Genomic DNA, 14,681 nt, shown 5'->3' with positions numbered 1-14,681 from the left:
GTAACGCTATTCGTCGTCTGGATCGGCCTCGGTGTCGCAATGGCCGCGACGCTATACGATCCGGTTTTCGCAGTGATCACGCGAGACTTTCCCCGCAGCTTTCGCACAAGGATTACGTTGGTCACGCTGGTAGCAGGTTTCGCCAGTACCGTCTTTATCCCACTGACACAGGTTTTGGTCGATCGTCTTCAATGGCGCGACGCGCTTCTCGCACTCGCGGGCTTTAATCTGGCGATCTGCCTTCCCATCCATATCTTCGCAATCGGCCGCGATGCGCCCCGCGAAGACGATCGGGACTACAAGGCCACGCTGAAGGCGACCAATGCGGCGGCAACCGGGCGCGCCCTACGTACGCCGACATTCTGGGCGCTGGCTGTGTGCTTCACCGCCTACTATGCGACATTTGCGGCGCTAACCTTCCACCTGGTACCGCTCATGGCGGAACGGCGGGTGCCGCCGGCACTGATTCTGGCCACAATGGCGGTCGTTGGTCCGGCGCAGGTTCTCGCGCGCGTGCTTTGGTTCACGATCGGCCGTAACGTCCGTCCTTCAGTTGTCGGGCTGGTGATCACGACGGCCTTTTCGGCGTCGGTTCTTGTGCTCATGTGCGCAGGCACGTCACCAGTATTGTTGATCCTGTTCGCAGTCGTCTACGGCGGCGCAAACGGGATGATGACAATCCTGCGCGGGACGATCGTGCAGGACGTGTTGTGGACGGAAGGCTATGGAGCCGTGAGCGGACTGCTATCGATGCCTTCGAACATTGCCAAGGGCATCGCACCGATCTCGGCTGCGGCAATCTGGACGGCGAGCGGCAACTATGTAGCTGTCGAATGGACCGTGCTTGTGGTGTCGCTGGTTTCGGCCGTTGCGTTCATCCTCGCCATACGCTTCACCTCTGGCAAAAAGTTTGGCGAGCATCAGGCAAATTTCGAGTGAGCAGACAGTCATGCAGATAAGAAAGGCCAACGATGCCGACCTGGGCGAAATCCGAAACCTGTTAAGCGAGCATGGCTTACCTGTAGAGGACGTTTCGACGACACTAATCGAAGGATTTCTGGTCGCCGAAAACGCAAGTGGAACGGTTGTCGGTAGCGGCGGTCTTGAGCAGATTGGTTCGAGCACACTCTTGCGATCGCTCGCCCTCACGTCAGAATGGCGCGGGACAGGTGTCGCAAGGGAACTGGTCGAACGGGTCGAAGACAACGCACGCTTACTCGGTCAACAGGAGGTCTGGCTACTGACAACAACTGCTCAACGCTTTTTTGAGCGAGCTGGCTATGAACGGGTAAGCCGCGATGACGTACCCAGCGAGGTGCGGTTGTGCAGGCAGTTCGCGGCCCTCTGCCCGTCAACCGCCACGTGCATGCGCAAGAGGCTCCTACCGAAACTCTCGCCGGCCGTGGTCGAACGGCCGGTATCAACCTGATTTCCGTCGCTCGAATCCAATTCCCGAAAGGCTCTTTTTGGCCGAGAGCCGCGGTTCGCGATGTTCGTCGAACGCAGCCAAAAGATGATCTCCACATCTCGGTGAAGGGCGGCTTTGCGGAGCCAGCACCCAAAGGCAGCCGTCGGCCAGGACGCGACGTTCGCTTCGCCGCTTTGGCCGTCCCCTCCAACGCATGAAGCCGCCGTTCAGACGCCGTGAAGCGTTGACCCATCAGTTCATCCTTGACGTGGAGCCGTCGTCAGTGGCGTGAAGTCGCTACAACGCAGTGGTTAATCCCATGCGCCGATGACAGACACAGCGTCAATCATATCGACGCACGCTGCCATCGCACGAGAGCATCCCACGTCGATGACGTGGCAACTCTCAACGGCCGCCAAGCAGAGCGCTGACTAATGTGCACCCAAACACGAACAAGGCAATGACGAGTTGGTTCACCGCTATTGTCTGGGAAGTTGTGCCGCGCGAGTGCAGCGAGTCTCGCTGGGCGTCCTTCAGGGCGCGGGCACCACACGGTAATAAACGCCGTTCGCACCGTAGGAGGGCTGGAACCACGTGTTCCCGCACAGATAGTAGGTGCCGCTCTGCACCTTGGGCTTGATGCAACCGGCCGGTAGCGCCGCATAGATCGCACCCATTTCAAACGAGGTATGGACCGGCGCGGGCGGAGGGGGGGCCGTCGTTGCCCCGGCAACATAGCCATCGTTGTAAGCGTTCTGCGCAGTGGCGGTGTTATTGGCCGAGGCCACGGCAGCGCCGGCCACGACACCCACCGCGACACCCGTGGCCGCCGCCCCCGCTGTCGACCAGCCGCCGCAGTTGTAGCACCCGGAGCCGTAATTGTTCACCGTGACCGGCGGATGGTAGGCGGGGTACGCGGCTCCGTGATAAGCGCTGCCGTAAGCCGTGGCGCCTGATGCACTTGTGTATGTCGAATACCCGGATCCAGTTGCGTGGCTGGCGGTCCCCCCATATGCGTTGGTGGCGGTCGTACCTTGCCCATAGGTGTGGGTCGCGCTGGCGCCGTACTTGTTGTTATAGGTCGTCTGATTCGATCCCGCTTGATGCGACGCCGTCCCGCCGTAGCGGCCGGTTGCGGTCGCGCCCCCACCGGCGGTTTGCGTCAGGCTGCCGCCCCCGGCGTCGGTACGGGTGAGCGATTGCGACCCAGGAGTATGCGAGGCGGTGCCCCCATACCTGTCCGCATGCGACCACGCGCCAGCATGGCCAGCTACGAGGACCGGGATGATCAGACCCGCCAGACGGATGACAGCTTGCTTCACGATGCGTCTCCTCATTGCGCCTGGGCGGGCAGGGCTTTCGGCGGGGGCTTCATGGCGGTCGGATCCACTGCGTCGGGGCGTGCGAACGCAATGTGTGAGGCGCCAGCCGTATTGGCCGGAACGAAGGCGTCGGCAGGAACGGTGGCATCCAGTTCCCAGTTGGACAGTTCCAGAACGTGGCGCAACCGCGCGCGATCGTTCAGGTAAATGGCGTAGACGCGACGTGGGAGCTTATCCTCCGCACCGATCCATATCTGTACGAACACATCGCCGGTGATGTAAGCCACCATGTCTGTCGTCGTGCCAGCGACCACGCTCGATTGCCCGATATAGAAGGCGATCTTGAGCCCGTCGGCAATGTCCTTGTAAGGATCCGCGACGATCACGTCGGAGAACGGAAAATAGGTCGCGCCGGTGTGGTATGCCACTTCCAATGCCGCGTCGATGGTGGGCGGCGCGTCGGCGACGGCGATCAGATTCTCCTTGGGTGCGAAAGCAGTCATGGTCTTGCCGTCGTAATAGAACTCAGACGGGGGCCCGTCGCCAAGCGTAATGACCCTCAGCTTGTCCGGCCGCTGTAACGTGACCTCCGATCTGGTCGAATAGACCAGTGGCGGACCGAGCCGGCTCGGACTCTCATAGGACACCACCGCCGTGAATGACATCGTCTTCGCGGCTGCAAGGCGGGCGCACGCCGCCTTGAGGATGTCGATAGCGCGCGGCTCCAGTCCGGGTTGAAACGTCGATGCGGCGGCGTTCGCGTCCGGCTTGGCCGCCGCCTTGTGCGCATGCTGGGTGGTCTGCGGCTGCTGCGCGTGGGCGCTTATGGCCAGCAGCATGCTCAGTACAACGACGGTTGCGCCCCACTGCAGTTTCTTGTAGGTCATCACAGCCTCGGTGAGTAACCCCGCTTGGCGCGTCCGGCCGGCGGTCACGGAATCATGCCGCATTCAAACATCTTGTTGGCAATCGGCGCTGCCACCCGGTCGATAAACGCCGCTCGCATCTGCGGATCGTTGCGCATCATCTCCACCGCCCGTTGTTCGCCCGCGGGCTTTGGCTGCCCCTGTTTTTGGGCCCTTTCCTGCCATAGTTGCTCGCAACTCGATTGCTGATATTTCTGCACAATCTTGGCCGCTACGGTGTCCAGCATTGGGGTATTGCTGAGCATTAGCCGAATTCGCCTGCAGCAACGCTAGCGCGATCCCAATCCATAAAGCACGCCTGGTCATGATTTGCCCCTCGATCCATAAAGAGAAGTCATTCGAGAATGAACCCGCAATTCCTTCTGAACTGCGTTGTCGTCGACTTTATCGGCGCGGCCCGCATGAAAATACACGCTCTACCGTACTCGATATGAAAACAGACTATGCGATTCGAGGAAACGCCGAAATTGGACTTTGGTCCCATACCCGTTGGCAGGCCCGGCTTCGGTTTGCGCGTTTGCTGACGACCAGGTACGCGCTTGGCGGGCAGCCGGATTCGTGCAAGAGTTTGTATCGGGAATTTTGCAGGGGCCTCTGGCGACCGGCTTTGCGCAACAGCCACGGGACAAAAGGTTGGGGCAGAAGCGCTGTCAGTTGCAACCGTGACTGTTCGCAGTCTTGTACTAACTCGACCTAATCTTACCCACGTATCCGGCGATAGCCGGCCAGTTGCGGTCGTCCGAATACGCGATCGCATGGGCATGGCGACGTCCGTTGGTATCGAATAGCCGCCCTTCAATCGCTTCTCCAAAAGCTGTCGCAATCGATTCGCTCTTCGCATCCTCCTTCACCTGGGCAAGGTCGATGGCGATTGCTCCCTTGAAAATTCAATCTAGCATCCTATGCTTTCCTGACTCAGTCGACGCGCTCCGCACGGCCGAACGCGCCGTCGCTGCGGCAAGAACAAGAACGCGCGTTACATTTCCGGCGAGGTCAAAGATGGCTTTGGGCGAATTTCAGTGGGCGCAAGTTATATCATCGGTAGCGCTGCTGGTCGCCGGTACCAATGCGTATTTTAGCTTCTTCCGCAAGGCTCGCCTCAGACCACGCTTTGGTGAAACACTCATGTTGCAGCTTGCAGAAAACGATCGCTTGAGGGTCAAGCCGGAACTAATGCTTTACAACCCTGGCAGTACACTGGCGGTTGTTCACCGGTTGTCGTGGGAGTTGCGGAGGCTCTCGGATGACTCACGCGAAAGTCTGATATGGGAGGAAAATTTAACAACGGTCTTTTCTGAGACGGATGGCCGGCGCAAAACCAATAGCCGTTTCGAGAGTTTCCCCAGTGCACTTTCAATTCCCGGCGGCGATGCCTTGAGCAAGCGGTTGCAACTTGCAACGGAGCACCCTTTCGAACTGCTAGCGGGCGACTATTCGCTTACCGTCGAGGTAAGTAGTGACGGCACGCGACCACGTACGGTTGTCACCCGCACCACGGTGAGACTTACCAACGAAGACATCACATTCCTGCGAGCAAATCAGCTCGGGGGCAAGCAACACGGCCCGCCGGATTCTTCTCTTTTTCTATCGGAGCGGCGCAAATACAGACTGCTTTCTCCATGTGGAACGCTCTAAATGATGTTATCCAGTATTTCTTCGTTTGTCAGAACTCGAAGCTTGCCTGATAGAGCAGTCGGATCCTCGGTCCTGCATCGGACTGCTCTCGGCCAGTTTCCGCCGTCCGCCAGCCCGTTCATCTAGACATTCAGACGGCTGATCCGCTCTAACAGCGGACCCGCGCTTGCTGGCCCATCGAGACCGAAAACATCAGGGTTGCTCGGGGGCGCACAGATTCATTACTTTCCGTGGCGCTATTATGCGGAAGTCAGGGCGCCCGCGAGACAGGTGGCGTCGTCTCGATGAGACAGGAGCAATTATGAGCAAAAGTAAGTCGAAAATATTCCTGTTGGACGAGCAAAGCGCGGAACTCACGCCACTATATGAGACCTTGTATGAGAAGGAAGCGGACCTACAGCAGTTCCTGGCGCGATATCCTGATCTGCTGCCCGGCGACAGGATATCCACACAAGCGCGTCGGTGGCTCTTTGTGTCACGCGAAGTGAGCGTGCCCGATAGCGCTGAATCAGGCGGACGATGGAGCCTCGATCACCTGTTTCTCGATCAGGACGGCATGCCGACATTCATCGAATGCAAACGATCATCGGATACGCGTGGGCGCCGCGAAGTCGTAGCACAGATGCTCGACTATGCGGCTAACGGCGTGGCGCACTGGAAGACCGGGCATATCAGGGAGGCTTTCGAGAGGCGCTGCGAGGCGGATGGCAAAGTTGCTGCGGACGTACTTGCAGCGTTTCTCGCGGGGGGGGAGCCTGACGGCGAGGAAGCGCTGCTCCCCGACACGTACTGGGAGAGGGTGGAGTCCAGCTTGCGCGACCGGAAGATACGGCTAATCTTCGTCGCGGATCGCATCGCTCCAGAATTGAAACGGCTGGTTGAGTTCTTGAACGAGGAACTGATCAACGTCGAGGTGCTGGCGGTTGAAGTAAAGCAATACCACTTGGCCGGTTTTTCGCACCGGGTGCTGGTGCCAGAGCTGGTCGGGGCTACGACCCTTGCACGTATCGTCAAGGACAAGACACGCACACTTGATCAGGAAGGTTTCTTCGAACGGTCGTCCGGCCCGGCGCGAGAATTTCACCGCCGCCTGCTTGCCAGGCTCAACGATCTCCAAGCGGTGGCCGAGTGGGGAGGCACGAGCTTCGCGATCAGGTTACCGATTGGCTCTTCAGGCAAACGGGTGACAGTGGCCAACTGTTATCTGCCCGACAAGGTGCAGTATTACTTCGAGGCTAGTATGGTCGACGCCGAAACACGCCGTACGTTACGCGACGACCTCCTGCGGGATAGTCAGGGGGTCTTTAACGCAACAGACAAGAACAAGCACTCCGCGAATTGCTGGATCAGCACGGAAAACACAGAACGGGCGTTGGACGCAATAACGTCGGCCATTCGACGGGCACGGGCGACACTTGGTGGCGTATCCGGCTAGACTTTTGGGCAGTCGTGTTGTCGGATTTCCAAGGGACCGCCGAGCGACAAGAAGGGCGTAAATGACCGCTTCGGTAACCTTGGAAGCTGACGATTCGGTGGCGGCTGGTCCGCCGTCGGTTGAGGGTCGACTACGGTCGACCGGGTGCGGCAGTTGCCGGCCACTTTCAGTCATTCGACATCAATGCGTAAATCGTCGACAATCCAGACCGGCAGGAATACGCCAATTTTGGGTGAGCGTACCCGCTGAACTACACGCTTCGGCAAATGAAGAGAGAATAATGGCGACCAACATTTCAAACCGACTCAGCACCGATACAGTCTTTTTGCGTCATTGATTGAGGATATTAAACAAGGACGCGTTAAGATCCCGAAATTCCAACGGCCATATGTTTGGGAAGATGAGCAAGCGCTGAAACTCTTGGACAGTGTAGCGAGCAGTTTTTTGCTTCGAATCTCCTCCCGCTTCCCTCTGCTTTTGACTACAAAAACGCAACCTACCAAGAATTCATAGCCGCGCGTATAACCATAATCGATACCTACGCACGCCGGCTTTGCGACGGAGACAGTTGAGTATCGGCAACCAAAAACCGACGGTGGTCACGTTCCTGACGAATTCGACGGGCTACTAAATCTTGATGAGCGTGGCGACGTCGATTTTTGGCAATTGTGCGGCCAAACGAACGGCTGCTTTGAGGAAGCGCGAGTGTCGAGTCCGGGTCGACAAGAGCCGGTCGTCCCGCCCGAATCCGGCGGTTCACGAATCCCAGGGTGGGCTGCCGCGGTTTTGGCCGTTGGACAAACGGGCGCTTCGCCCGTGCTATTTCGATAACCCTTCCTATCGGAATCGCACGGTTTTGCGCCGAAACGTTCCCGGTCGAATCGCCACGCAACAACTCCGCCGACGGCACTCTTTGACGCAGCGCTAATCGTTGATCTTGCCTTTCGAAATCGACGGTTAAGCTTGCCGGATGCGCCTCGCGATGCGAAGTGACGATTATAATTTGGCCCGATATTTCGAGGTTCGGTCGGTGGCAGTTTTCAGGTGGCCTACGACGGCGGATTATCGCCTGCTCTCGCGACGTCGTGGGGCTTGGTAGTAAATAACGCGTGCACGGCAATCAGGCGAGCACACGAGCGTGCTGATTTACGGATGAGATCTGAGGACCGGATAAATGCGTGCGGAGCACGCGCGGGCCGACCCGCAGCGTCGGGGCGAAGGACCGCGGATCCGGTGGGGTAGGCACTTTTTCACCGGACGGTAGTGAAAAGAGACGGTGATTAAGAACCGACAGTTAAATCGCGGGTTTCACGACACTTATTTGATTGTGCATTGCATCAACTGTGGATAACTCTGCTGGCGCGTTTGCGAAATTGGCTTTCAGCCGGATCCGTGCGTGCGCCAATCCGCCGGAAACGGTCTAGGAACGCACGGCGGCCGCTGACAAGCAAAATCCGGACGAGCCAGTGCCTCGCAGGGCACGATAGACTGGTCATGCGGGAGAAGAAGGCTAGCGGCGCGGGAGCGCGAGCTGCTGTCGTGCTAGCCTGAAACAGGTCTCGTGGTCCAAGGAAGGATCGGCCTGTTTGATCTGGCCGGCGCGGATCTGGATCTGCCGCTCGAACTCGGCTTCAGCATCGACGACCTTCCCGCGGGACGCCCCAGTCGGGCCGGGCCGTGAGCGGTCGGCACATTCCGCCACACCGTTTTTCAAGCCCGCCATCCAGAGCCGGCCACGGGCGTGCTCGCGTGTATCGCCCCGGCGCTGTTTCACGTCGGCGGCCGCCCGCATCTGCTGACGGAGCTGCGCCTTGCTACGTTCGTGGCGAAGCCATTTCGCGAGTCCAAACGCGCCGAAGAGGGCCGGCGGCACATACTTGATCGCAGCAAGTCCCCTGTAGTTACCGTCATTGATACGCTCGCAGCGCGGCCACACCGAGGTCAGTCCTGCCTTCTGCAGGTCGCGCATTGCACGCTCCGCGCGCCGCTGGTCAAGTCCAGCCTGCTTGGCCAGAAACGGCAGCGTCAGGTTCTGCATGCCGCCGCCCGTCGAAGGAACACCCACGCGCATGGTCACCAAATCGAGGTATTTGAGGCTCGCGCGCAGCAACTGCACGCACGCGACGCTGCGTTCAGTTCGTTGCTGACGCGTCGAACCGTTCGCGCGGTTCAAGCTTGGCAACCACTCGTCGGGCGCATCGAGATAGCGCCCGAGGCGGTGCATTAGTTCGGTCAGCACGCGCGGGTGTCCGCCCGCCCCGGTTCGGGGCGGGTTCGGCAACCCTGGCGGGAGCGCCGCGACGCGCCGTGCGTGCAACCGACCGGACATACCGGTGCAGGCTACCGCGTCGGCGCTGGCATCAGGAACACGGATGAAAGAATCGGCCTTCGCCTGCATGGCCCCGTCAGGTAGGGCGGCGCAGATATTGCGATTGGAACGGGTACGGGCCGTCCGGCCCGGTTGGCTTGTCGATTCATACGATCACTCATTTTTTTACGATCGGACGCCCACGGACGACGCTTGACACAGAGTGAAGTGTTGCTAGAATCGAATTCAATTCGCTGAATCCGATGTCTCTAGCACTTCTGTGCTGGCTCTCATCAAGAACTACCCTCGCTGCCAGGCGGGGGTTTTTCTTTTGTAGGTTCGGTTTCGCCGTGCGCTACGCAGTCCTACTGACAGAGAATAAAAAATTTTCCGATCGAAGCGGCTCATGACATTTGTTTGCAACAACTACGTTGAGCCGCCGGACAAATAAGGCTCGCTTCACCACCCAGGCTCCTGCGCGCCTGACGATGCGGCCGCATCCGCCGCCGCCGCATTGACCTCGTCCAGTGTTCTGACACGCCGCAATGACTTCGCACCGCGGCTTAACGTCGACGGCGGCAGTTCCGGCATCTCCTCGCCCGCGCGCCAGATCCACGACGGTATGTCGCTTTGCTCAATCAGCGCAGACAGCGCATCCTCGTCTTCCTGTTCGATGCCGGGCGGCTGCACATAGAGCGCAACGGGCTTCGGTAATACATCGGCAAGCACCGCGCACGCGAGCGGCTTGCTTTCCGCCAGGTTGTAACGAAGGCTCTTTACGAAGCGGCGCTTATGCGCCGTGAGAGCATCGAGCATCAGCCTGTCGTAAGCGTGCTCGAATGGAATCCAGTTGGACGACACGACCATGACGGCAAGCGTCTCGATCGACGCGATGCCGGTAGGGCTCAGGCCGAAAGTTGCAATGAACACGAGGTGCGCGTCCTCGACGCTGTCCCACAATGCCAGTTCATTCGAAAAACGCTTCTGGAGCCGTCGATGCAGATCCTCACTCAGCATGAACGGAAAATCCGGGAGGTGCTTTGCGACGATCTTGAAGCCATAACGCGATTCCGCAATCTCCTTCACTTCTCCGATCGCGATCATCAGTTTGCGTGCTTTCTTGTTGATGGCCAGCTCCGCCATGTGAGCAATGCGGCGCTGCGTCACGCCTGCTGCATGCTCCACCGAGAATGACTCCGGTACATACAGTGACCGCCCCAGCGGCTCTCCCTTGGACACCTTACCCGCTGCAGCCTGCAGGAGGAATTTGCGCACGACGTACCAGCTGCGCTTGCCCTCCATCGCCGGATACCAGCGATTCATGCCAGCTTCTTCCCAGAGGTAGTGCAAGGTGCCACGCAGCGTCAGTTTTGCGCCGTCTGTGCGCACCGTGTCGGCCGCCACAACCGAAGGTGCCGGCGCAGCTTTACCACCGGTCTTCGACAGACTGAAATCGAGCCTGAGCGTGGTAATGCCGTCGTCGGTGCTCTCCTGAATAGCCTCACCTTTCACCTCGCCCAGTCCGGAGAGTTCCGCCGGCGGCTCGTACGACGCACAGTCCGGCGCATGTGCGCCCCCAGTATTCGGCATCCGCTTGATCACGTAGTGTTCGCCTACTTTTGCGACATACATCGGGACACCGCCCGGCGTACACATGCACAGCGGCCGAATCTTCTCGCCGTGCGCATCGGCGAGATACGCCTGCATGTCAACGGCATTAGCCGCAACAATCAGGTTATCGAATCGAAACTCGTTCATAGCGTTACCTCGACGACGTCGTTACGACTGCGTTGAAGGGAGGGCCGCGCCGATGATGATTGCGGTCGCCCCAGGTTCGTTCTGCGGAGGCGGCGTTGGATGGACCGGTGCAGGCATAGCGGTTTACTGAAGCACCGCACGTGGCGGCGCCTCGATGTAGGCAGGCACCCGTACCGGGTAATCACGCACACCAAAGCTGATCTTTGCGAGCGGCCAATCCTTGCCGTATTTCAGGTAGCCGTTCAGGTCGGGCAGGTTCGATATCTGTGACGACGTGACGACAGGCTCCGACTCGCGCCGGCGCTCGCGCGTATTGATACGCAACTGTCCCTGCACGCCGATCGGGTGGCGCTCCACTTCGTGCGTACCGATCATCTCAGACATACGTTTGGTCGTCAGGGCATTGGCGCCGCCCATCGCAAGCAGGCTGCGGAAGCACGAGAGCACTGCCTTCGCGGGCAGTTCGCCCAGTTGCATGTCCAGCTGTACCAGATCCTGAACACCGCCAACCACACACAGGCCATGTTTACGCCCCTTCGAGACCGCAGCCTCGAAACTATAGAGGCGTCCGAGCGAGGCCAGTTCGTCCTTGTACACCCACAGTCGCCGGTCGAAAGTCGGCCTTTCGCTGAGGATCATCGCGTAGATCAGATCGAGCCAGACCGGGATCGTCGGACCTAGCGCCGTGCGCTGATCCTCGCGCCACGTAAGCCAGATGTTCCCGCCCTTTTCATCGCTCATCCAGCGCCGGATTGAAAAATCTCCATCGGGAATGCGCCGCAACGGCCGGATGTACTTGTTCAGCGTAAAGATGATGCTGGCCGTTGCCCGGTCCGCATCCTTCGCGAAGAAACCCACCGAATCCGTGTCTTCCAGGTACTTCTGCAATACCGGGCGCTGCTCACGCACAAGCAGATCCGTCAACGTCACCATGTCGCGCATGTCGTCCTGGTCAAGCTTGTTCATCGTGTCCGCGAGCACCGCACGCGCATACCCTGCCCACTCTTCGGCCTGGTCACCGTTCTGCGGCGGAATCGCCGAATGCGCGAGGCGTTCGAAGTCGAAGCCATGATCGACCTCATTGAACAGCGACCAGCCGACGCACCGGGCGTCGTACGGGTTGATCACCAAGTCGCCAGGCAGATAGAAACGCGACATGAGCGAGCCGTTCGGATCGACCACCACCATGCGGTCATCGCGGCGCAGTGCCGATGCGACCAGACCATTGATCGCCTGACTCTTCCCTGTACCGGGTGCGCCCACAATGATCAGGTTCTGCGTTTCCAGATCCGTCGGCATCTCGACACCGCACACAACAACCGGCGCGCGTGGTGCATCACCGTGCTTCACTGCGAGCTTGCGATAACTGTTGTTATGCCGCCCGATCCGGCTGCTCAACTGGTGCCGGTTTTCCGTCTTCGTGCCACGAATGAATTTGGCGTACCGGTAGCCTTCGAAGCCATTGAATAGGTACTCGTGGCACGCCCAGGCGACCCCCGCCGCGAGCGCCGCGCCCGGCACCGCGCCCCAAAGCAGTAATGGATCACGCACGGCCGCCATGCAACCGTGAATGATCCCCGCAGGAAACGGCAGAGGCGGATACCCTCCGAGGGTGAAGGACACGCAAAGGCCAAGGACAAGCGCGAACGCTGCGCCAGTCCACTGCACCATCACGACCTCGTGCTTTTGCATGGTCAGCCGATTCCGTGTCCTTCACGTTGCTTTCCCGGCCTGAAGGCCTCCTTGGCCCGCTCAGAGACTGACTGCTTGCCGTCGCGCGTAAAGCCGGCTGACTCGCGCAGGTTTCCGAAGAACTCAGCGCGACGCTCGAGCTTTTCGTGTGCATTCAGTTCGGAAAATTTCTTACGTGGTCCTGCATCGGCACGCGCGACGGTGGTCCCTTCCACCTGTTGCACCTTGCCCGCGACTGCCGACTTGCCGGCAGCGGGAGCACCCCGATCGGCGACCTCCTTCGTTTTGTTTCGACCAAGTTTCTTGAAGCCAGCGACCCCGTCGATGGACGTCCTTGCCTCCGGCGCCTGGCCACTGTTCTCCACTGGCGCAACTGACGGCGTTCGCTTGCCAGCGCCCATTTCGACGACGTTCGACTTTTGCTCCGCCGGTCTTTCCGCGGCCTTCTTGACTACCTTTTCGACGGGCACGGCGCTCTTCTCACTGCCGCGCGCGAAGAACGCATTACGCGCAGCATCGATCGCGACCTTGTCAGACGCCACCGCATCCGGCGCCCTGCCGGCATTGGCCTCTTTCATTTCGCGCAGCATTTCGAGCGTGGCTTTGGCCTGTTCGGCACTGACCGCAGTGGTCTTCGCAACCGTATCCACAGTCGCTGCAAATTTGACCGGATCTTTCAGGGTCTCCAGAGACGTATCAATACTGACGCTCTCTGTCGCGGTCGCTGCCGCACCCTTGCCCGACGCTGCCTCTACCGTGCGGTCGGCGGCATTCTGCATGGCCTGCTCCGCGAGGGGCTGCGCCGCGGCCTTCTCCGGGCTCTCGATCGCACGGCGCACCTGCGCCCGTAACGCGTGCTCCTGCGCATCGAGCTTGATCTCGGCAAGCTCCAGCTCACGATTGCGAACTTCCAGCGATTTCGCCCAGCCCTCGAGCGTCTTGGGGTAGGTGTGAGTGGCGCCCTTGTCGTCGACGCGCGATTGAGCCTTCGCGAACAGATCGGCGATTTCCTGGCGACTCCATTCGCGCGGTCCATTCAGATCCTTGTTCGCGTGCAGTATCTCGGCAGTCTTCTTTGCGTCAATCAACGCGAGCTTGTTGAGACCCGACAAGAGCGACGCCCGGTCAGTAATCTGCTCTGCCCGCTGTGCTTGCTCAACCTCTTTTTCTGCTAAGGCCTGTTCGAGCGCACCCCGCATTGCGGCCGTGTCGATCAGCTCAACATCTTTCAGGCCGAAGCGTGCCTTCAGCGCCTTGGCATCGATCGCCAGCTGCTTGTCCTCACGGCGCTGCAGGTCCTCGCGCTCTACTGCCTGCGCGACTGCGTGCGGCTCCCTTTTAAGCCAGTCCTGCCGATATGCGAGATTCTTCTGGCGCGCCTCGAGACTCGCACGGCGCTGCGCGAGCGCCTGTTCCTGCTCCGCAAGCTGTTGCTGACGCTCCTTGTCGCTAAACCGCAATACGGTGTCTTCAAACATAAAAGCCTCCGTCAGTTAGACGCCTGCCCGGACCAGGGGCGCCCTTGGTTAAACCGGCTTTGCCAGTGCTGCTGGTACGCCTGCGCGACCATCGGCACATGCCACATCACTACGGCGTTCTCGCTGTTGTACCTGGCGGCCGACGTCGTGAAATTGAAGCTGCCCGTCTCGACCGATTCACCATCGATGACCATGAACTTGTCGTGATGGATCGGATACACATCGATGGTCCGGACACCGACGCCCGCACCCGACAGAAGATCGAGTGCGATGCGGCCTTTGCCGCTGCGATCCTCGACCAGATTGCTCTTCCGATCAGCAACCACCGCCACGTCAACGCTGCGCCGATGCGCGTCGATCAACGCCTGCACGATCGCCGGCGACGTAAAGCTGTACGCCGACAGGTGAACCGAATGCCGGGCCGTACAAATGGCTTTGAGCACCAGCCGCTCGGCAGAACCTTCCGGCGAAAAGCCCGTGTCGATCGCAGGACCGACAGGGGCTACGCATGCGGCCCGGGCACTGCTCGAGTAGGTCGGAACGGGAAAGGCAAGAACCGCCAGGGTTGACGTGACGGCTGCAGATCTGAGAGAACGATAAAGGCTGCTCACCCTCGCCCCCACCGGCCCGAGCCCAATAACTCGACGTGCTTCGCGACGGCAACGTCAAAACCAGGAGAATTGCCCTGCGTGTCGCCACCGTGCCCGAGAATGTGTCTA

The 14,681-nt window shown here is 59.8% G+C and carries 13 protein-coding genes; 5 read left to right on the top strand and 8 right to left on the bottom strand.

Features of this window, described 5'->3' with window-relative positions; genetic code table 11:
* Positions 1 to 939, top strand: a 939-nt coding sequence (locus AWB68_RS22220; RefSeq protein ID WP_087646506.1) for an MFS transporter, incomplete at its 5' end; no start/stop codon positions are given.
* A 10-nt stretch (positions 940 to 949) separates the two neighbouring features.
* Positions 950 to 1,429, top strand: coding sequence for an arsenic resistance N-acetyltransferase ArsN2 (gene arsN2, locus AWB68_RS22215; RefSeq protein WP_087646502.1), 480 nt, complete (start codon positions 950 to 952; stop codon positions 1,427 to 1,429).
* Positions 1,430 to 1,941: 512 nt separating this feature from the next.
* Here the strand turns inward: arsN2 and AWB68_RS22210 are convergent.
* The 3 genes from AWB68_RS22210 to AWB68_RS22200 are packed head-to-tail and all read right to left on the bottom strand — an operon-like array spanning position 1,942 to position 3,901.
* Positions 1,942 to 2,730 carry a hypothetical protein gene (locus AWB68_RS22210; protein ID WP_087646505.1) on the bottom strand — a complete coding sequence of 263 codons (789 nt, stop codon included), beginning with the start codon at positions 2,728 to 2,730 and terminating at the stop codon, positions 1,942 to 1,944.
* Positions 2,731 to 2,741: 11 nt separating this feature from the next.
* Positions 2,742 to 3,617, bottom strand: a complete 876-nt coding sequence (locus AWB68_RS22205) for a DUF2092 domain-containing protein (protein ID WP_087646501.1) — start codon at positions 3,615 to 3,617, stop codon at positions 2,742 to 2,744.
* Between the two features lie 44 nt (positions 3,618 to 3,661).
* Complete coding sequence (locus tag AWB68_RS22200) at positions 3,662 to 3,901, bottom strand: hypothetical protein (protein ID WP_235028449.1); 240 nt, start codon at positions 3,899 to 3,901, stop codon at positions 3,662 to 3,664.
* 754 nt (positions 3,902 to 4,655) lie between these two features.
* Between AWB68_RS22200 and AWB68_RS22195 the strand changes: the two genes are divergently transcribed.
* The 3 genes from AWB68_RS22195 (at position 4,656) to AWB68_RS51470 (ending at position 7,239) form a co-directional block, all read left to right on the top strand.
* Positions 4,656 to 5,291, top strand: coding sequence for a hypothetical protein (locus tag AWB68_RS22195; protein ID WP_087646500.1), 636 nt, complete (start codon positions 4,656 to 4,658; stop codon positions 5,289 to 5,291).
* Between the two features lie 301 nt (positions 5,292 to 5,592).
* Positions 5,593 to 6,726 carry a PDDEXK family nuclease gene (locus AWB68_RS22190; protein ID WP_087646499.1) on the top strand — a complete coding sequence of 378 codons (1,134 nt, stop codon included), beginning with the start codon at positions 5,593 to 5,595 and terminating at the stop codon, positions 6,724 to 6,726.
* A gap of 333 nt (positions 6,727 to 7,059) precedes the next feature.
* On the top strand, positions 7,060 to 7,239 hold the full coding sequence (locus tag AWB68_RS51470) for a DUF262 domain-containing protein (protein WP_087646498.1): 180 nt from the start codon (positions 7,060 to 7,062) through the stop codon (positions 7,237 to 7,239).
* 997 nt (positions 7,240 to 8,236) lie between these two features.
* On the opposite strand, the gene AWB68_RS51875 is transcribed toward AWB68_RS51470, so the two are convergent.
* The 5 genes from AWB68_RS51875 to AWB68_RS22160 form a co-directional block, all read right to left on the bottom strand.
* Complete coding sequence (locus tag AWB68_RS51875) at positions 8,237 to 8,965, bottom strand: hypothetical protein (protein ID WP_235028448.1); 729 nt, start codon at positions 8,963 to 8,965, stop codon at positions 8,237 to 8,239.
* A gap of 528 nt (positions 8,966 to 9,493) precedes the next feature.
* Positions 9,494 to 10,792, bottom strand: a complete 1,299-nt coding sequence (locus tag AWB68_RS22175; protein ID WP_087646497.1) for a DUF1173 domain-containing protein — start codon at positions 10,790 to 10,792, stop codon at positions 9,494 to 9,496.
* Positions 10,793 to 10,915: 123 nt separating this feature from the next.
* Positions 10,916 to 12,484 (bottom strand): type IV secretion system DNA-binding domain-containing protein, encoded by a 1,569-nt coding sequence (locus AWB68_RS22170; protein ID WP_087646496.1) that lies wholly within the window; start codon positions 12,482 to 12,484, stop codon positions 10,916 to 10,918.
* 2 nt (positions 12,485 to 12,486) lie between these two features.
* On the bottom strand, positions 12,487 to 13,962 hold the full coding sequence (locus AWB68_RS22165) for a hypothetical protein (RefSeq protein WP_087646495.1): 1,476 nt from the start codon (positions 13,960 to 13,962) through the stop codon (positions 12,487 to 12,489).
* Positions 13,963 to 13,973: 11 nt separating this feature from the next.
* On the bottom strand, positions 13,974 to 14,573 hold the full coding sequence (locus AWB68_RS22160; protein ID WP_087646494.1) for a phospholipase D family nuclease: 600 nt from the start codon (positions 14,571 to 14,573) through the stop codon (positions 13,974 to 13,976).
* Positions 14,574 to 14,681 lie beyond the last annotated feature (108 nt).

The sequence above is a fragment of the Caballeronia choica genome, assembly GCF_001544535.1.
In the GTDB taxonomy this organism is placed as follows: domain Bacteria; phylum Pseudomonadota; class Gammaproteobacteria; order Burkholderiales; family Burkholderiaceae; genus Caballeronia; species Caballeronia choica.
The sequence above is the reverse complement of the archived record's forward strand: the minus strand, read 5'-3'. Positions and strand labels throughout refer to the sequence as shown.